Genomic DNA, 18,824 nt, shown 5'->3' on the forward strand with positions numbered 1-18,824 from the left:
TGTCTTGCCAGCCCCAACCTCGCAATATATAGGTCCGCAAAAGCGATCATCAACCTTTGCACTGGTTTTGTCACATGCCTAAAATAAATGGTAACGAAATTCGTCCGGGAAACATTCTGGAGCATAATGGCGGCTTGTGGGTCGCCGTAAAGGTGGAGCATGTCAAACCCGGCAAGGGGGGCGCCTTTGCCCAGGTCGAAATGCGCAACCTGCGCAATGGCAGCAAGCTGAACGAGCGGTTCCGCAGCGCGGACAAGGTAGAACGCGTGCGCCTTGAGCAGAAGGATCAGCAGTTTCTCTATGAAAACGACGGAATGCTGGTGTTCATGGATAGCGAAACCTATGAGCAGGTCGAAGTGCCCGCCGATATTCTGGGGGACCGCCGCCCGTTTCTGCAGGACGGAATGACCGTTGTCGTTGAATTCTTCGACTCCGAGGCGTTGAGTGCGTCGCTGCCCCAGAAGGTCACCTGCAAGGTTGTGGAAACCGAGCCGGTCGTCAAAGGTCAGACGGCCGCAAACTCGTTCAAACCGGCGATCCTGGACAATGGGGTCAAGGTCATGGTGCCGCCGTTTGTGGGGGCCGACGAGATGATCGTGGTCAACACGGAAACCATGGAATACTCCGAGCGGGCCTGATCGCGCGCGGCATTGTGGTCGGCCATGATGCGCGCCTGCGGCGCATTCTTTTGTCTCGCACTGCGTGCGGAATGGGGCTTTGCCCCAAACCCCAGAGTTTTCCGGGCAAGATGAAATTTATTCAGAGCAAGTGGAGGGTGGCATCTCCGGCGGTCATCCCGTCCTGTGCGCGGTCCAGCCGCAGATAGGCAATGGCGCGGTTTCCCGACTGTGTAAAAAGAGTACCCGCGGGTTTCCCGTCCGCCGTGATCTCGGTTCCCGCCGGCGCAGTTCCGTCGATGGTGACCACGCGCAGACCTTTGCGCAGGTCGGTCTTGTGTTTCATGCGCGCGGTGACCTCCTGGCCGACGTAACACCCCTTTTTGAAATCAACGCCGTTGAGCGCTTCGAACCCGGCTTCGAGGATGAAGGTATCGGGCGTCAGTTCGATGCCTGATTGCGGGATGCAATGGGCGACGCGGATCGCGTCCCAGTCGCTACCGTCGTCTCTGGCCGGGGCGGGGCGATATGCCCGCCAACCCATGTCGGGGTGGCGCGGATCAGTAAAGCCATCGGGCGGCGTCGGGCCGGTGCCGCGGTGCAGGTTCAGATCGCTTGGCGCGATCGTCACATCGGCGCGCAGTTTGTACATGCCCAGACGCCGTGTCAGATCGTCGGCCAAGGCGTCGGCCACGTCCAGCAGAACGGCGTCGCCCGCCCGGGACAAGAAGAAATCGGCAATATATTTGCCCTGTGGCGTCAGCAGCGCCGCATAGATCATGCCCTGATCCAGCCGGGTGATATCATTCGTGATCAGCCCCTGCAGGAAGCTATTAACATCCTTGCCTGTCAGCTTCAGAATACGACGAGCGGTCATGTCAGGGTTCCTTACACCATGTCTCTGTCATATAGGAATGTCGGAACGCTTGAACAGAGGAACCCTGTCTTGGCTGCGCAGATCACCGTGATTGTCCCGACACTGGACGCCGAAAAAACATTACCGGGCTGCCTTGGGTCGCTGATGGAAGGGGTGACCGCCGGGTTGATCCGCGAGCTGATCGTCACCGATGGCGGATCGTCTGACAAAACCCGTGACATCGCGGATGAGGCCGGGGCCATCATTGTTGAGGGCCCAGCCTCGCGCGGAGGGCAGTTGCGACGGGGCGCTGCCCGGGCCCAGGGTAAATGGTTGCTGATCGTGCATGCCGATACCGAGCTTGAGCCCGGCTGGTCGCGCGTCGTCAGCGACTATTTCGAGGACAACACCGGTCCGGCCTATTTTCGGCTGGCGTTCCGGGCGCGGGGCCTCATGCCGGCTTGGGTTGCAGGATGGGCCAATCTCAGGTCGGGCGTGTTCGGGTTGCCCTATGGTGATCAGGGGCTTTTGCTACAGCGCCGCGATTACGAACAGGCGGGGGGATATCCCGATCAGCCCCTGATGGAGGATGTCGCGCTGGTCCGGGCGTTGAAACCTGCGCTGACAGGTTTGCCGGCGAGGGCAGTGACGGCGGCGGACCGTTATCGGCGGGCCGGCTGGTTGCGCCGGGGGGCGCGCAACATCTGGACGCTGGGGCGCTATCTGTCGGGGACCGATCCCGAGCGACTTGCGCAGGACTATCGCCGCTAGTCGCGGCGGGGTCAGCCGAACAACCGACCGGTTATCCTGCGCAAAAGGCCGGGGCGCTGTACGGTGGCTTTGGGCGCATGGGGGGCCAGTGCGGCGGCGCCGACCGGGTCGACGATGGTTTTGCCATCCTGAAACTGCAGCCTGTAAAGATCGGCATAGATGCCGCCCCGGGCCAGCAGGTCATCGTGATTGCCCTGATCCACCATGCGGCCACGATCCATCACCACGATCTTGTCGGCATTGCGGATGGTGGCCAGACGGTGGGCGATGACCAGTGTGGTGCGCCCGCCTGACAGTTTGTCGAGCGCACTTTGAACGACCTGTTCGGATTGCGCATCCAGCGCGCTGGTGGCCTCGTCCAGCAACAGGACGGGGGTATCGCGCAGCAGGGCCCGTGCGATCATGACGCGCTGGCGCTGGCCACCCGAAAGGGCCGACCCGCGCGGCCCCACCAGCGTATCAAGACCGTCTGCCAGCTTGGGCAGGAAATCCGACACATGGGCGGCGTCCAGCACGCCCTTCAGTTGTTCGTCGTCAACATCGGTGCGTCCCAGCAGGATGTTTTCACGCAGGGTTTCGTCAAACAACAACGCCTCTTGCGTGACGACCGAATAAAGCCCGCGCAGGTCGGGCGTGTTGAGATCGCGCACATCGACGCCGCCGATCTTGACCGAGCCTTGCTGCGGATCGACCATGCGCGTCAAAAGGTTGAAAATGGTCGATTTCCCGGCTCCCGACGCGCCGACAAGCGCCGTGGTCTTTCCGGCCTCGGCATGCAGGTTCAGTGTGTCGATCACGCTGGACTCGCCGTATCTCAGGGTGACATCCGTCAGGGTGATGTCCGGCAGGCCCTCGGGCGGTTGGGCCGGTGTTTTTGGATCCTGCACTAGAATGGGGGCATCCATCAGTTCCTTCAGCCGCTCAAGCGCCGCAGCGGCGACCTGCCAAGTGCCGCTCATCGCGGCGAGGCGGCGCATGGGGTCGAACGCCAGACCGATGGCGGTGAAAAAGCTCATGAACTGACCAACGGTCTTTTCCCCGGAGATGATTTCCGAGCCACCGTACATCAGCACGCCCATGAACCCGACACCCGCCATCACGTCGATCATGCCAGTGATCGAAGCGGTGCCGAACGAGGCGCGGATTTCCGAGCGCACGAACGTGTCGGTGTGGCGCGAAAACCGCTCGGCCTGATAATCTTCGAGATTGTTCAGCTTGATGGGGACGATGCCGTGAAACACCTCGTCCAGGCGGGTAGCCAGCTCGGCCCCCAGATCGCGGGCCAGTGCCGCCTTTTTGCGGACATAACGCTGGGCTCCGGCAATCGGCAGCATCAGCAGCGGCACCCCGACCAACATCACGGCGGTCCATTTCCAGTCCACGTTCACAGCGACGCCGATCAGTATGAATAGGGAAATGATATCGCGCCCGGCGCCGGTGATGATCGCACGCCAGACATTGTTCACCGCGTTCACATCGGTTTGCACGCGCTGTATCAGAAACCCGGGGGCGTGGGTCTGGTGAAACGACGTATCCTGGCGGATCAGCCGTTTCAACAGGTCCAGCCGCAGATGGGCGGCGGTTTTCTGTGAAATCACGGTCAGAAGCACCTTTTGTACGACACCGGCAAGGCCCCGCACACAGAAGATGGCCAGAAACGTCAGGCTGACCCAGCCAAGCGCATCGGTGTTCCCAGCGACAAAGACCAGATCGAACATAGGCTGCATCATGTAACTGACCGCGCCGACCATGCTGCCTTCCAGCAGCATGAACACCATCGCAATGGCCAGCACCGGCAGGTGCTGGCGCAGGTAATTGCGCCACAGCCACCCCATCAACTCGCCCGATGTGGCGTGCTTTTTACTCATGCCGCGCCTGTGTGGAATGGGGTCTGGGTCATGAACCTGCCTTTACGTGTTCGGGCCATTTAGAGTGCGCCGCCGCCCGGCGCAAGCATCGCACCAAGCCGCATTGACGTTGCCACCTGCATGGGTAGTGTGATCGCAACCAAAATACGGACCCTACCATGAGCAAAGAACTGACGTTGGCGCAAGGGCGCGATTATTTGGCGATTCCCGGGCCTTCCGTCATGCCTGATGCCGTGTTGCAGGCGATGCATCGCCCGGCGCCCAATATCTACGCGGGCGATCTGGTCGATCTGACCCATAGTCTGGTTCCCGATCTCAAACGCGTTGCGCGCACGCGCCATGACGTGGCGATGTACATCTCCAACGGCCACGGCGCGTGGGAGGCGGCGCTCAGCAACACCATCGCGCCGGGGGATCGGGTTCTGGTTCCCGCCACCGGGCGGTTTGGCCATGGCTGGGGCGACATGGCCACCGGGCTGGGGGCGAGTGTCGATGTGATTGATTTTGGCAAAAGCGGACCGTTTGACCTGGACCGCATTGCCCAGGCTCTGAAAGAGGACCGGGACCACAGCATCAAGGCGGTGCTGGCGACCCATGTCGATACATCGACCTCGGTGCTCAATGACATCGCTGGCCTGCGGGCCGTTCTGGATGAGGTTGGTCATCCCGCGCTGTTGATGGCCGATTGCATTGCATCGCTGGCCTGTGACGTTTTCGAAATGGATGCCTGGGGTGTCGATGTGATGGTTGCGGCCTGTCAAAAGGGGCTAATGGTGCCGCCGGGGATGAGCTTTGTGTTCTTCAACGACCGGGCGGCCAAAGTGCGCGCCGCCATGCCACGGGTCAGCCGCTATTGGGATTGGACGCCCCGCGCCAACCCGGAAGAATACTACCAGCATTTCGGCGGCACTGCGCCCACACATCATCTTTATGGCCTGCGGGCCGCTCTGGACCTCATCCATGGCGAAGGCATCGATCACGTCTGGGCCCGCCATGGGCGTCTGGCCCGGGCAATCTGGGCCGCTTGCGATGTCTGGGGCGAGGGGGGATCGCTGCGCATGAACATCGCCGATCCGTCCCTGCGCAGCCATGCGGTGACATCGCTGTATCTGAAGTCGCCCAACGGTACCGCGTTGCGCAATTGGGTCACCGGTCATATCGGTCTGACGCTGGGCATCGGTTTGGGCATGGCCGAACCCGGCCATCCGGATGCGGACGGCTATTTTCGTCTGGGGCACATGGGCCATGTCAACGGTCAGATGATTCTGGGCCTTCTGGGCGGGATCGAGGCCGGGTTGACCGCGCTGGGCGTCCCGCACGGGCGCGGCGCTGTCGATGCTGCCGCAGCGGTGATTGCGGGGCGTTAGTTCGGGAAACGACCTGATCCTGCGTTGCGCTCAATTGTCTCGAAATTGTGGGCGCTGGCTACTCAGGGCCTTTTAGAACACCTAGCGGAACGGGTTTGATCTGCGAATTTCCAGCCGTGTTATCAGATGGTTGATGAATACCGCCAGTGCCAGAACCGGCACCCAGCCATAGACCGCCCAAAGCGCGATAAAGACCCATGTCAGGTTTATCCCGGCCATGATCAGCGCGGGAACGGTATAATCCGGAGCGGCAGTCACCTTATGATCACGCATGGCGGCCTCCAAAACAGATAGAGCGTTTTTTCAATCTTAGCACCGCGGCGCAAGGAGTCAGGTAAATCTGTTGTCATGCCTGCCGATGGGCGGGCTCACGCGCGGGCTTTTGCCAATGCATTGGGCAATGCGGCCGCAAACGCATCCAAATCTTGGGCGCGTCCACAGCTGACCCGGATACACCGGTCTTGCGGCGCGGCAAAGGGCATGCGCACGAAAATGCCCAGTGCAACCAATTCGCCCAGAACCGCGCGTGCGAAATCTCCGTCGCCGCCGCAATCGATGGTCACGAAATTCGTGGCCGAGGGCAGGGGTGTCAAACCGTTGTCGCGTGCAATCTGACCGATCCGGTTGCGCGCCGTGACGATCTCCTGCTTGATATGGGCCAGCCAAGCCTCATCCTGAAGCGCCGCCAGCGCCCCGGCCTGGGCCGTGCGGTTCATACCGAAATGATTGCGCACCTTGTTGAAGGACAAAATCAGGTCCGCCGCACCCAGGGCATAGCCGACCCGCACCCCCGCCATGCCGTAAACCTTGGAAAATGTCCGCATCCGAATCACGCGCGGATCCTCAGCCGTCACCGGCAGTGCGGTCCCTTCGGGGGCGCATTCGACATACGCCTCGTCCAGCACCAGCAAACAGCCCTCGGGCAACTCATCCAGCTTCGCCAGCAGATCGGACCCCTTGTGCCAACTGCCCATCGGATTGTCGGGATTGGCCAGGTAGATCAGCTTGGCATCCACGTCGCGGGCCTTGGCGATCAGGGCGGCAGGATCTTCGTGATCGTCTTTATAAGGGACCTTGTGCAACGCGCCGCCAAATCCCGCCACGTGATAGTTGAACGTCGGATAGGCCCCATCGGACGTGACGACCGCATCGCCCGGACCCACCATGAGACGGACCAGATACCCCAGCAGCCCGTCGATTCCCTCGCCCACGACGATGTTTTCCGGTGCAATACCGTGGTGCGCTGCCAGCGCATGGCGCAGATCTTGGTTTTCAGGATCGCCATACATCCAGATATCGGCCGCCGCCGCCTGAATTGCGGCTACCGCGCGGGGGGAGGGGCCAAAGACATTCTCGTTCGCGCCCAGCCGCGCCACGAACGGCGCGCCGCGCTGGCGTTCCTGCGTTTCGGGGCCGACAAAGGGCACGGTTGCAGGCAGGGATTGGGCAAGCGGGGTGTAACGCGGATGTGTCATGTTTGGCAGATAAGCCGACCGATGCCCCAACGGCAAGCCTGCTGCGCGCTTGAACCGACGCGAGCAATGCATACATGAGAATAACTCGCAACTAGCGGAGGTCACATGGCCAAACTGTCCCGCCGCGGCTTTATCGCTGCCACACTTGCCGCAGGCGCCGTGCGTGCCCTCCCGTCCATCGCCACCCGAACGGGCGGGCGGCGTATACTGACCCTGGTCTATGACAAATCGCTGGGCATGATGCGCGCGGTCGAGCGGGTCGTGCACTGAGCACGCAAATTCCCGCTGGCGAAAACTTTCCTCAACGTATGGCTGGATTACCCTATCGGATCAGGGCAGGGTATCGTCTGAGCAACGAGGGGAGGCCAGCATGGCGCGCGTTTCTGTCGAATACAAAGACCACATCGCCCGGGTGACACTGACCCGTGGGGACAAGATGAACGCGCTGGACGATGCCATGTGCAAGGCCATCATCGCCGCCGGGCAGGAGGTCGCCGCCTCGGACGCGCGCGCCGTCGTATTGTCGGGTGAAGGTCGCAGCTTTTGTGCCGGTCTCGATCTGCAAAGTTTCGCCAAGATGGGAAATATGAACGCGGAGGAGTGGCTGCTTGAGCGCACGTTTGACGATGCCAATGCAATGCAGGAGGTGGCCATGGTCTGGCGCCGCGTTCCCGTCCCGGTCATCGCGGCCATTCAGGGCGTCGCCTATGGCGGCGGTCTGCAGCTGGCGCTGGGCGCCGATATCCGCATTGCGGCCTCGGACGCCAAACTATCGGTCATGGAAATGAAATGGGGACTTATTCCCGACATGGGCGGCATGGCGCTGTTGCCGCAACTGGTGCGCTCGGATGTGCTGCGCCTGATGGTTTACACGGCCCAACCCATTGACGCGGTTCAGGCCGAACGCTGGGGCCTTGTGACCGCCGTCGAAAAGAATCCGCTGGCCGCCGCGCTGGACCTTGCCGGTGACATTGCCGGCAAAAGCCCCAGTGCGATGCATGCCGCCAAACGCCTGATCGAAGTGGCCGAGAGCGCGCCGCGTGATGAGGTTCTCTTGTCCGAATCCCGCGAATCCGTCGGGCTGATCGGCAAGCCCCATCAGATGGAGGTGATCGCCGCACAAATGCAGGGCCGCAAGCCCGAATTCAAGTAACCGGCAGGCTGCCTGGGGCGGTCGAACAGGGGGCAAACATGGGCGAGACATCACGTCAAAACCGGGTGCGGGGGTTCTGCGAAACCTATGATCTGCGCGTGCCGATCCTGTTGGCTCCGATGGCGGGCGCCTGCCCGGTCGCCTTGTCCGCGGCGGTTGCCAATTCCGGTGGGCTGGGGGCTTGCGGCGCTCTTTTGATGAGTCCCGAAGAAATCACCGACTGGGCGCGCGAGTTGCGTGCACTGACCAACGGCGGGTTCCAGATGAACCTTTGGATACCCGATCCCGACCCGGTGCGCGACCCTGTGGCCGAGGCCGAAATCCGCGCGTTCCTGGCGCAATGGGGCCCCGAATTGCCCGCAGACGCAGCCGAGGTCAAGTTACAGGATTTCGATGCGCAATGCGACGCCATGCTTGCGGCGGGACCATCGGTTATTTCATCTATCATGGGGGTTTACCCGGAAGAGTTTATCCAAAAGATGAAAGATCGCGGCATCCGCTGGTTCGCCAACGCGACAACCGTGGCCGAAGCGGTAGAGGCCGAAGCGGCCGGCGCAGATGTGATCATTGCTCAGGGCATGGAAGCCGGCGGTCATCGCGGTGCATTTGACGCGGATCAGGCCGGCAGCGCCCTTGTGGGTTTGTTTTCCCTGCTGCCCGCCGTGGTCGATGCCGTCACTGTTCCGGTGGTGGCGACGGGTGGCATCGGCGATGCGCGCGGCATTGCGGCGGCCCTGACACTGGGCGCTTCGGCGGTGCAGATCGGGACCGGATTCCTGCGCACGCCCGAGGCGGCGTTAAACCCCGCCTGGGCCGACGCAATCGTAACGGCGCGTCCCGAAGGCACCATTGCCACGCGCGCCTTTTCCGGACGTCTGGGCCGATCCCTGCGCACTGCATATGCCGAGGCAGCGGCCAAAGGGCCGACGCCGGCGCCATACCCGATCCAGCGTGCACTGACCGGGCCCATGCGGGCCACAGCGGCACAGTCGGGCAGTGTCAATGCGATGCAGGCTTGGGCGGGGCAATCGGCGGCCATGGCGCGCGCCGACCCTGCTGGCGTGTTGGTTTCGCGCCTTTGGAACGAGGCGCGCGCGCTGTTGGACGGTTAAGGCGGTTACATCCGGGTTGGGGGGAGAGACGCTTTTGCGTTTCTTGTGGCCCAAGCCGGCGTCAGCCTTGTACGGCGAACGCTGCGCTATTGCCCACCGCCTCGGAGATTCACCAAAGGAGCGTGAGAGAACGGCTTCATTGCGTCCATTCGGCGAATTTTTGCAATCCGGTTCAGTCCGGAAACGCCATCAGCAATACCGTTCCGGACCTTCCCACTGCGCGGCGTTGTATCGGTCGCCGTGGGCCCAGCCAACGGGAAGGGCCTTTTCGATGCGGGCGATGTCTTCTGCGGAAAGGTCGATCTCAGTGCCGCGGACAAGTTCTGAAAGATGCGCGGTGTTCCGGGTGCCTGGGATCGGCAGCACATGATCGCCCTGCGCGATGACCCATGCGATGGCCAGCGCCGCAGCGGGTTCGCCCATGTCCGACGCGAGGGTGCGTAATCTGTCGGTTGCCGCGATATTGGCGCTATAATTTGGTTCAACAAACCGCGGGTTGTTCCGGGTAAAATCCATGGATTGCGCGCGTTCGTAGCTGAACGGCGCGTCGGTCAGAAACGCCCGGCCAACAGGGGAAAACGCCACCATCGTGGTTCCCAGCTCCCTGCAGGCTTGGGTCAGACCCAACTCCGGCGCGCGGGTGGACAGGGAGTATTCGGACTGTACCGCCGCGATCGGGCATTCGGTGGAGGCGCGCCGCAGCGTACTGGGGGCGATCTCGGACAGACCCACGGCTCTGGTCTTGCCGCTGTCGATCAGACGTTTCAGGGTTCCGGCGACATCTTCGATGCTGTGCGCGCGGTCATAGCGATGGACATAAAACAGATCGACATGATCGACACCGAGCCGTTTCAGGCTGGCGTCCAGCGCAGATTCCAGGTGCTCGGGGTCGTTGTTGAACCGGCGCTCGGGGTCCCGGGAAATGCCCGCTTTGGTGGCCAGCACCATATCGGCCCGCGCACCGGGGGTGTCGCTGAACCATGTCCCGATGATCTCTTCCGAGCGCCCGTTGCCATAGACATTTGACGTATCAATATGGGTCACCCCGGCAGACCGGCAGGCATTCAACACCGCATGGCTTTCTTCCACGGTCGCATCGCCATAGATTCCGGCAAAGGACATGGCCCCGATCCCGAATTGCGAAATTTCCGGGCCGTTGGCCCCCAAGCGTGTCATTTTCATCCGATTTCCCCAAGTATTATCCGAGCAAGGTCGCCGATCATCCAGCGGTGCGGGACCGCATGGCCGGGGTCAGAAGACCGGCCTCGCCCTCCGGGCGCAAGGGAAAAGATTTGTGTCCGTTGCGTGGCCCGGTTTGTGCCCCGGCGGCTCTGGCGGGGCCAGGTTGAAAATCTTCGCCGTGTTGAACGTCCAGGTCAATGTCCTGAACGAAACGGCAGCGGCCTTTTCAAGCCGCTGCTCAGGACGTCCGATCGGTGTCAGCCCAGTTCTGCCAGACGGGCGAGCGCCTCTTTCAGCTTGGTTTCTTCCTCTTCGCGCGCGGCAAGGTTGGCACGGGTTTCCTCGACCACTTCTTCGGGGGCGGATTCGGCGAATTTCGGGTTGTTGAGACGCCCGCGCAGACCGCCCAGTTCCTTGGCCAGTTTGCCGAGGGTTTTTTCAAGCCGCGCCTTTTCCTCGTCGATGTCGATGATCCCGGCCAGCGGCAGGCCAAAGCTGCCACCCTGTGCGGCGATGGTGACACAGCCCTTGGGAAAGGTTTCGACGTCTTCAAGGCTTTCGATCCGGGCCAGACGTTTGATCAGGGTTTCGTTGCGCGCCCATGCGCCGCGCCCGGCCTCATCCAGCGTGCTGACCAGCATCGGGATGTGCAGACCGGCGGGGACGTGCATTTGCGCGCGCGCCGAACGGATGCTGTCGATCAGGTCGATCACCCAGTTCATTTCCTGATCCGCCGCCGCATCGACCAGTTCGTCGCCATAGGCGGGCCAATCGGCGTGGATCAGCATCTTGGGCCGGTCCCCGGACAGGCCCCACAGCTCTTCGGTGATGAAGGGCATGATCGGGTGCAGCATGATAAGGCACTGATCCAGAACCCATTTCATGCAGTCTTGGGTTTCCGCCTTGCCGGGGTTGTCGTCCTGCAGCAGGGGCTTGGCAAACTCCACGTACCAGTCGCAGACCTTGCCCCAGACAAATCCATAAAGCGCGCTGGCGGCGTCGTTGAAACGGAACGCCTCAAGGGCGGCATCGACCTCGGCCCGGACCTTGGCGGTTTCGCCGATGATCCATTTGTTCAACGTCTGTTCGGGGGCGGGGATGCCGGTGGGCGTGGCGCCAAAGACGTCGTTCATCTCGGCAAACCGCATGGCGTTCCACAGCTTGGTGCCGAAATTGCGGTACCCGGCGATGCGCTGGGTGTCGAGTTTCAGCGCGCCACCGAGGGAGGCCATCGCCGCATTGGTAAAGCGCAGCGCGTCGGCGCCGTATTCGTCGATGATATCCAGCGGGTCCACCACGTTGCCGGTGGATTTGCTCATCTTCTTGCCCTTGGCGTCGCGGACAAGGCCGTGCAGGTACACGGTGTCGAAGGGGACATGGTTCACGACGCTGAGCTGCATCATCATCATCCGCGCCACCCAGAAGAACAGGATGTCGGTCCCGGTGATCAGCGTGTTGGTGGGGAAGTATTTTTCAAGTTCCGGCGTCTTTTCAGGCCAACCCAGCGTGCCGATGGGCCAGAGACCGGAGGAGAACCAGGTGTCGAGGACATCGGGGTCGCGTGTCAGGTCAACGTCCGCACCGGCCATGGCCTGTGCTTCGTCTTCGGTGGCGGCGCAATATTGGTTGCCATCGGAATCGAACCAAACCGGGATCTGATGCCCCCACCACAGCTGGCGCGAGATGCACCAGGGCTCGATATTCTCGAGCCAGTGGAAATAGACCTTCTCCTCGCGCTCGGGCAGGATTTTGGTATCGCCGTTGCGCACGGCATCCAGCGCGGGGCCGACGATCTGGGCGGTGTCCACAAACCACTGGTCGGTCAGCATTGGTTCGATCACCACCTTGGAGCGGTCGCCAAAGGGCTGCATGATCGGTTTGTTTTCGACAAAGGGTTCGGACACCACAACGTCTTCCCCGCTGTCGGGGTCGGTTTTGGTGATGTCCTGCATCACGGCCAGACCTTCGGCGGTGATGTCGGCGACGACCTGTTTGCGGGCCTCGAACCGGTCCAGCCCGCGATAGGTGTCGGGGACCAGATTGATGGCGTCGATCTCGGATTCGGTAAACGCCTTGCCCTCAACGATCGCTTGGGCCTTGGCGGCCTCGTCGGCATAGGGCGCGCCATCGGCGCGCAGGGCGCCCTTGGTGTCCATCAAGCGATAACAGGGAATGTTGTTCCGCTTGGCGACGCCATAGTCGTTAAAGTCATGCGCGCCGGTGATCTTGACCGCGCCGGACCCGAAATCGGGATCGGGGTAGTCATCGGTGATGATCGGGATCAGGCGGCGATGCTCTTTTGGGCCGGCGGGAATTTCACAAAGTTTTCCAACGATTGGCGCATAACGCTCATCCGACGGGTGAACCGCGACCGCGCCGTCGCCCAGCATGGTTTCGGGGCGGGTCGTGGCGATGGAAATGTAATCGCGTGTTTCGCGCAGGGTGACGTTTCCGTCCTCGTCCTTTTCGACATATTCATAGGTGACACCACCGGCCAGCGGGTATTTGAAATGCCACATGTGGCCCGCAACTTCGAGGTTTTCGACCTCGAGATCGGAAATGGCGGTTTCAAAATGCGGGTCCCAGTTGACCAGCCGCTTGCCGCGATAGATCAGCCCCTTGTTGTACATGTCGACAAAGACCTTGATCACCGCATCGGGGAAACTTCCCGACATGGTAAAGGCCTCGCGGCTCCAATCGCAGGATGCGCCGAGGCGCTTGAGCTGATTGATGATGGTGCCGCCGGAGTCCTCTTTCCATTCCCACACTTTTTCCAGGAACGCCTCGCGCCCCATTTCGCGGCGCGACGGTTGCTGGGTCTCGGCCAGTTTGCGTTCCACCACCATCTGGGTCGCGATGCCTGCGTGGTCGGTGCCCGGCTGCCAGAGCGTGTCAAACCCCTGCATCCGTTTCCAGCGGATCAGGATGTCCTGCAGCGTGTTGTTGAAGGCATGACCCATGTGCAGACTGCCGGTCACGTTGGGCGGGGGGATCATGATGCAATAGGTGCTTGCGCCCGGTTTGGCGTTTGCGCCAGCGGTGAAACACCCGGCCTTTTCCCAGGCGTCATAGAGGCGTGATTCCGCCTCGGCGGCGTTGAATGTCTTTTCCATTGGCATCGTAGCAGGTCCCCGTTTGGTCCGCGCATCATCTAGCGAAAGGCGCGGCGAAGGGAAAGACCAAGCGCGCCCCGCGCGGTTTTCTGCATGGATTATCCGATACATCTGGCGCAAATTGGGCCAGGCGCGCAGCAGGGGACGACACGAAGCATGACAATCAACTTTGCCTATAGGTGCCATGGATCAGGCCAGGCCGATCCGATCACGGTAACGGATCAACCCGCCGAAACGCTGGCCAGCGTCAAAGAGGGTTTTGTCTGGGTGCATCTGGCACGGCCCGACCCCAGTGTTGCGGGCTGGTTGCAGGTGTCGGGATTGCCCGATCATGTGGTCGATGTGCTGGATGCGCCGGAAACGCGTCCGCGCTGTACCGTCTTTGGCAATGGCATTTTGCTGAACCTGCGAGGTGTCAACCTGACCGAAGGCGCAGATCCCGAAGACATGGTTTCCCTTCGGCTGTGGGTCACGGCCGGACTGGTCGTGACCGTTCAGCGCCGCCGTTTGCGCGCCATCGAGGATGTCCGCGATGCCTGTGATCGCAACGTTGCTCCCAAGGACGCCGGAGAACTGGTGGCACGTCTGGCCCTGCGTCTGGCAGACCGGGCCGAACCCGTGGTGGCCGATCTGAACGAACGGATCGACGATCTGGAGGCCGAACTGGCCGACACCGGCACAGCGCCTTCGCGGGGAAATCTGGCCGAGGTGCGCCGCGTGTCGATCATGCTGCGCCGGTTCATGTTCCCTCAGCGCGATGCGCTGAGTACCCTTGCCATCGAGGATATGGACTGGCTGCACCCCATGGCGCGCGATCGCCTGCGCGAGGCCACGGAGCGCGTGACCCGTCTGGCCGAGGCGCTGGACGCCATTCGCGACCGGGCCGAGGTGGTGCACGATCAGATCATGGACATGCGCGCCGAAATAACCAACCGGCAAATGCTGATCCTGTCGGTGGTCGCGGCGGTTTTCCTGCCGCTTGGCCTTTTGACCGGATTGCTTGGCATAAATGTCGGCGGCATACCCGGGACCGACAATCCGCTGGCCTTCTGGTTCGTTTGCGGCGCTTTGGTTGTGATCGCGCTGTTCTTGCTCTGGCTGTTCCGGCGCTGGGGCATGCTTGGCAAATAGGGATCTGGCGCGATGCCCGCGCGCGGCTCAGCCCTGTCTTGCTGCTGCAACCGCCGGATTGGTCAGGGGAACCCGCGTTCCGGGCTGTAATACCCCTTCGTCATGGGGCGGGCGGGCAAACACCGCTTGCACCATCGGCTCGAAGAACTCCAAAGGCAGGATGTCATATTCGGGATCAAAGCTGGATTGATCCCAACGTTCGCAGAATTCGGCGCAATCGTCGAAATAGGCATGCCCTTTGTGCCTGTCGCGCTTGTGCTGATTGCCGCCCACGTGATGCCCGTAATACAGCATCTGGAAATCGCCATGTGTCTGCACGCACCAGCTGCATTGTTCGCGCACAAAGGGGCGCAGGATGGTGGCGGCATATTCGTCGTGGTTATAGGGCGCGAAAATATCGCCGATGTCGTGCAGAAGGGCGCTGACGACCCAATCGTCATCGGCCCCGTCCCGCCAAGCGCGGGTTGCCGATTGCAGCGAATGGCCCAGCCGCGTGATTTGGTACCCCGACAGACCTTCGTCCAGCGACACCATCGCCTGCAGCAACCGGTCCGCCGTGCCCTTGGTGTATTCTACCTCATGCGCGGTCAGGAATTCATATTCCTCGCGCGTGCCGTCCTTCATTCGGGTAAAGCTGACCTTGTCCATGCCTCGTCGCCTTTCTTCGGGCCGGGGCCGCGTTGATGGCCCCGTTCACCCAACCCTAAGGCCTTTGTTCGCGTCAGGTAAAGTGACAAGCGCCCTGGGATTTTTGCCCACACCGCTGGACATTGTGACCCTGCGGGTTAGTGTCCGGCTATAGGTCAATGCAAGGACGATCTCATGGACAAATTCGGTAAGAGCCAGCCGGTCAAACGCGTCGAGGACACCCGGTTCCTGACGGGTCACGGGCGCTATGTGGATGACATTGCACCCGAGGGAGCGCTTCATGCCTTTTACCTGCGCAGTCCTGTTGCCCACGGCGAAATCTCCAATCTTGATCTGTCCGCGGCCCGCGATGCGGATGGTGTCCAGCTTGTCCTGACCGTCGAAGACCTCGAATCCGCAGGGATCAACATCGGTATGGCCGCGACGCTGGTCGATAACCGCGATGGCTCCAAGGGTGCTGGTCCCCAACGCCCGATGCTCGCCAAGGGGCGCGTGCGCTTTGTCGGTGAACCGATCGCCCTGATCGTGGCCGATACGCTGGCACAGGCGCGCGATGCCGCCGAACTGGTCGATCTCGACATCAACGAACTTCCGGTCAAACTCGACCTTGCACCGGGCGGTGAACCCGTTCACCCCGAAGCCCCCGACAACAAGGCCTTTGACTGGGGCATGGGCGACGAAGAGGCAACGAACGCCGCATTCGAGGCCGCGGCCAAGGTCGTCAGCCTTGAGGTGGGCGATAACCGGATCATCGTGAACTCGATGGAGCCACGTGGCTGTTACGCGGAATTTGACGGCACCCGCCTGCATCTCGCATTTGGCGGGCAGGGGGTCTGGGGCATGAAGGACCAGATCAGCACCCAGTTCGGCATGGACAAGGACAACGTCCGCATCACCAACCCCGACGTGGGTGGCGGGTTCGGGATGAAAGGCATGGCCTATCCCGAATATTTCTCGGTCGCTCAGGCGGCGCGGGTGCTGGGCCGCCCGGTGCGCTGGATGTCGGACCGGACCGAGGCGATGCTGACCGACAACGCCGGGCGCGATCTGGTATCGCTTGGCGAACTGGCCTTTGACGAAAACAACCGCATCACCGCCTATCGCGTGCACACGCGCTGCAACCTCGGCGCCTATAACAGTCAGTTCGGCCAGCCGATCCAGTCGCTGCTGTTTTCGCGCGTCCTGATGGGTACCTATGACGTGCAAACCACCTGGCTGCAGGTCGAGGGTTATTTCACCAACACCACGCAGGTCGATGCCTATCGCGGCGCGGGCCGCCCCGAGGCGATTTACCTGCTGGAACGGGTCATGGACCGGGCGGCGCGTGAACTGGGTGTCGACCCTTGGGACTTGCGCCGCCGCAACTTCATCGCGCCGGACAAGTTCCCCTATCAAACGGCCACCGGCGAAACCTACGACGTGGGCGAATTCGCGCGCGTTCTGAGCCGCGCCGTGGACGAGGCGGACGTGGATGGCTTTGCCGCCCGCCGCGCCGCGGACGAATCGCGCGGCCTGCTGCGCGGGCAGGGGATCTGTTATTACATCGAAAGCATCCTGGGCGACCCGTCCGAGGGCGCCAAGGTCGAATTCCACGACGATGGCACGGTCAGCATCTATGTCGGCACGCAAAGCAACGGGCAGGGGCACGAAACCGTCTATGCCCAGTTCCTTGCTGATCAGACCGGCATTCCGGCCGAACTGATTACCGTGGTACAGGGCGACAGTGACCTGATCACACAGGGCGGTGGCACCGGCGGGTCCCGTTCGGTCACCACGCAGACCACGGCAACCCTTGCGACGATCGACAAGATGGTCGCCGCCTTTGCCCCCTATTTGGCCGACAAGATGGGCGTGGACGAGGCCGAGATCACCTTTGACGAGGAGGGGTTCCGCGCCCCGGGAACGAATATGCGCCCCACGCTGCTTGAGGCGGTTGACATGGCCCGCGCCGACGGGCGCACCGACTTGCTGACGCATGAGGCCCGCGCCACCCTGCCGGGGCGCTCCTATCCCAACGGGGCCCATATCGCCGAGGTCGTGGTCGATCCCGAAACCGGTGTCACACAGGTGGATCGCTATACCGTGGTCGACGATTTCGGGAATCTGATCAACCCGATGCTGGCCGAAGGTCAGGTCCACGGCGGTGTGGTTCAGGGGATTGGTCAGGCCATCACCGAACACGTGGTGCATGACGATCAGGGCCAGCTTCTGACCGCGACCTTCATGGACTATGCCATGCCCCGCGCGGCAGATGTGCCCATGATCCATTTCTCGACCGAGGTCGTACCCTCGACCGCGAACCTGATGGGCATGAAAGGCTGCGGCGAGGCTGGAACCGTCGGCGCGATGGCTGCTGTCGGCAATGCTGTGCAAGATGCGCTCTGGGATCGCGGCGTGCGTCAGGCTGATATGCCGTTCACGCCGGCCAGGGTTTGGGGTCTTCTCGCGGATGCTGAAGCAGCTTCGTAAACAACTTTTAGGATGGCTTGGGCGCCCGCTTCGCAGTGAGCATTCGGGCGAGGCGCCCCTGCGCGGCCCGCGCACCCATGTCATCATTCTGGATGGAACGCTGTCTTCTCTGGAACATGGCTATGAGACCCATGCCGGCGTGACGTATCGGCTGTGCCGCCAGATGGGGGCGGATGTTTCGGTTTTTTACGAATCCGGCGTGCAATGGCCCGATTGGCGCAGCACGCTGAACGTGATGATGGGGCGCGGGGTCAACCGCCAGATCCGGCGTGCCTATGGCTATCTTGCTTCGCGCTACCACCCTGGCGACCGGATTTATCTGATCGGCTATTCGCGCGGTGCCTATGGCGTCCGCTCGCTTGCCGGGGTGATCGACAGGGTCGGCCTTTTGACCGCGCAACATGCCACCGTGCGCAATATCCGCATCGCCTATCGTCACTATCAGGGCGACCCCGAGAACCCCCATGTCGAGGCTTTTTCACGCGCCTATTGCCATCCGGTCGTGCCTATCGAAATGGTCGGGGTCTGGGACACGGTCAAGGCGCTTGGCCTGCGGGTGCCGATCCTGTGGCGCGTCTCTGAACAGGACCATTCTTATCACGACCATGAACTTTGCCGTTCGGTCCGAAACGGGTTTCATGCGCTGGCCCTGGATGAAACGCGCGAAGTCTTTTCGCCGGTCCTGTGGAAATGCCCGGCGGTCTGGCCCGGCAGAATCGAACAGGTCTGGTTTCGCGGCTGCCATGGCGACGTCGGCGGGCAGATCGGCGGATTCGAAGCGGCGCGCCCCCTGGCCAATATCTCGCTGGTCTGGATGCTGGACAGGGCCGCCGAATGCGGATTGCCGCTGCCCGACGGGTGGCGCAACCGATTTTACACCAACGCGGATGCGCCTTCGATCGGCACATGGCGCGGATGGGGCAAGATTTTCCTGCTGCGCAAACCGCGTGTGGTCGGGCAGGACTGGACCGAACAGGTACATGACTCGGTTCGTCAGGACAGGGCTCCCCTTCGTGTCGTTTCGCCCGGTGCCTCCTCGCCTGCGAATTGATTTCTTGCGGG

The 18,824-nt window shown here is 62.1% G+C and carries 16 protein-coding genes; 9 read left to right on the top strand and 7 right to left on the bottom strand.

Annotated elements, in window-relative coordinates; translation table 11 throughout:
* Positions 1-74 precede the first annotated feature (74 nt).
* Complete coding sequence (gene efp / locus ACXYMO_RS11150) at positions 75-638, top strand: elongation factor P (RefSeq protein ID WP_458878755.1); 564 nt, start codon at positions 75-77, stop codon at positions 636-638.
* Positions 639-759: 121 nt separating this feature from the next.
* Here the strand turns inward: efp and ygfZ are convergent, their stop codons facing one another.
* Positions 760-1,494: a CAF17-like 4Fe-4S cluster assembly/insertion protein YgfZ gene (ygfZ, locus tag ACXYMO_RS11155; protein WP_458878756.1), complete on the bottom strand. Its 735-nt coding sequence runs from the start codon at positions 1,492-1,494 to the stop codon at positions 760-762.
* A 69-nt stretch (positions 1,495-1,563) separates the two neighbouring features.
* Here ygfZ and ACXYMO_RS11160 point away from each other — a divergent pair, with 69 nt between their 5' ends.
* Positions 1,564-2,244: a TIGR04283 family arsenosugar biosynthesis glycosyltransferase gene (locus ACXYMO_RS11160; RefSeq protein ID WP_458878757.1), complete on the top strand. Its 681-nt coding sequence runs from the start codon at positions 1,564-1,566 to the stop codon at positions 2,242-2,244.
* Positions 2,245-2,255: 11 nt separating this feature from the next.
* Here the strand turns inward: ACXYMO_RS11160 and ACXYMO_RS11165 are convergent, their stop codons facing one another.
* Positions 2,256-4,112, bottom strand: coding sequence for an ABC transporter ATP-binding protein (locus ACXYMO_RS11165; protein ID WP_458878758.1), 1,857 nt, complete (start codon positions 4,110-4,112; stop codon positions 2,256-2,258).
* Positions 4,113-4,270: 158 nt separating this feature from the next.
* Here ACXYMO_RS11165 and ACXYMO_RS11170 point away from each other — a divergent pair, with 158 nt between their 5' ends.
* The gene (locus ACXYMO_RS11170) at positions 4,271-5,479 is read left to right on the top strand and encodes a pyridoxal-phosphate-dependent aminotransferase family protein (RefSeq protein ID WP_458878759.1); all 1,209 of its coding nucleotides are present in this window, start codon (positions 4,271-4,273) and stop codon (positions 5,477-5,479) included.
* Between the two features lie 81 nt (positions 5,480-5,560).
* Here the strand turns inward: ACXYMO_RS11170 and ACXYMO_RS11175 are convergent, their stop codons facing one another.
* Positions 5,561-5,752, bottom strand: a complete 192-nt coding sequence (locus ACXYMO_RS11175) for a histidinol phosphate aminotransferase (RefSeq protein WP_458878760.1) — start codon at positions 5,750-5,752, stop codon at positions 5,561-5,563.
* A gap of 95 nt (positions 5,753-5,847) precedes the next feature.
* Positions 5,848-6,954, bottom strand: a complete 1,107-nt coding sequence (locus tag ACXYMO_RS11180; protein WP_458878761.1) for a pyridoxal phosphate-dependent aminotransferase — start codon at positions 6,952-6,954, stop codon at positions 5,848-5,850.
* A 105-nt stretch (positions 6,955-7,059) separates the two neighbouring features.
* Here ACXYMO_RS11180 and ACXYMO_RS11185 point away from each other — a divergent pair, with 105 nt between their 5' ends.
* From ACXYMO_RS11185 to ACXYMO_RS11195, 3 genes are all read left to right on the top strand, one after another.
* Positions 7,060-7,224, top strand: a complete 165-nt coding sequence (locus ACXYMO_RS11185) for a Tat pathway signal protein (protein WP_458878762.1) — start codon at positions 7,060-7,062, stop codon at positions 7,222-7,224.
* 100 nt (positions 7,225-7,324) lie between these two features.
* On the top strand, positions 7,325-8,107 hold the full coding sequence (locus ACXYMO_RS11190) for a crotonase/enoyl-CoA hydratase family protein (RefSeq protein WP_458878763.1): 783 nt from the start codon (positions 7,325-7,327) through the stop codon (positions 8,105-8,107).
* Between the two features lie 38 nt (positions 8,108-8,145).
* Positions 8,146-9,219: an NAD(P)H-dependent flavin oxidoreductase gene (locus tag ACXYMO_RS11195; protein ID WP_458878764.1), complete on the top strand. Its 1,074-nt coding sequence runs from the start codon at positions 8,146-8,148 to the stop codon at positions 9,217-9,219.
* Between the two features lie 189 nt (positions 9,220-9,408).
* Here ACXYMO_RS11195 and ACXYMO_RS11200 read toward each other — a convergent pair whose 3' ends face one another.
* The gene (locus ACXYMO_RS11200; RefSeq protein ID WP_458878765.1) at positions 9,409-10,401 is read right to left on the bottom strand and encodes an aldo/keto reductase; all 993 of its coding nucleotides are present in this window, start codon (positions 10,399-10,401) and stop codon (positions 9,409-9,411) included.
* Positions 10,402-10,658: 257 nt separating this feature from the next.
* A complete protein-coding gene (locus ACXYMO_RS11205) occupies positions 10,659-13,520 on the bottom strand; it encodes a valine--tRNA ligase (protein ID WP_458878766.1) in 2,862 nt (953 codons plus the stop codon).
* Positions 13,521-13,670: 150 nt separating this feature from the next.
* Here ACXYMO_RS11205 and ACXYMO_RS11210 point away from each other — a divergent pair, with 150 nt between their 5' ends.
* A complete protein-coding gene (locus ACXYMO_RS11210) occupies positions 13,671-14,645 on the top strand; it encodes a zinc transporter ZntB (protein WP_458878767.1) in 975 nt (324 codons plus the stop codon).
* A gap of 27 nt (positions 14,646-14,672) precedes the next feature.
* On the opposite strand, the gene ACXYMO_RS11215 is transcribed toward ACXYMO_RS11210, so the two are convergent.
* Positions 14,673-15,293, bottom strand: a complete 621-nt coding sequence (locus ACXYMO_RS11215; RefSeq protein ID WP_458878768.1) for an HD domain-containing protein — start codon at positions 15,291-15,293, stop codon at positions 14,673-14,675.
* Positions 15,294-15,467: 174 nt separating this feature from the next.
* Between ACXYMO_RS11215 and ACXYMO_RS11220 the strand changes: the two genes are divergently transcribed.
* Positions 15,468-17,762 carry a xanthine dehydrogenase family protein molybdopterin-binding subunit gene (locus ACXYMO_RS11220; RefSeq protein WP_458878769.1) on the top strand — a complete coding sequence of 765 codons (2,295 nt, stop codon included), beginning with the start codon at positions 15,468-15,470 and terminating at the stop codon, positions 17,760-17,762.
* Positions 17,743-18,813 carry a DUF2235 domain-containing protein gene (locus ACXYMO_RS11225; protein WP_458878770.1) on the top strand — a complete coding sequence of 357 codons (1,071 nt, stop codon included), beginning with the start codon at positions 17,743-17,745 and terminating at the stop codon, positions 18,811-18,813. Before ACXYMO_RS11220 ends, ACXYMO_RS11225 begins: the two co-directional genes overlap by 20 nt.
* The last annotated feature ends 11 nt before the right edge of the window (positions 18,814-18,824 follow it).

This window comes from Arenibacterium sp. CAU 1754 (assembly GCF_054482635.1).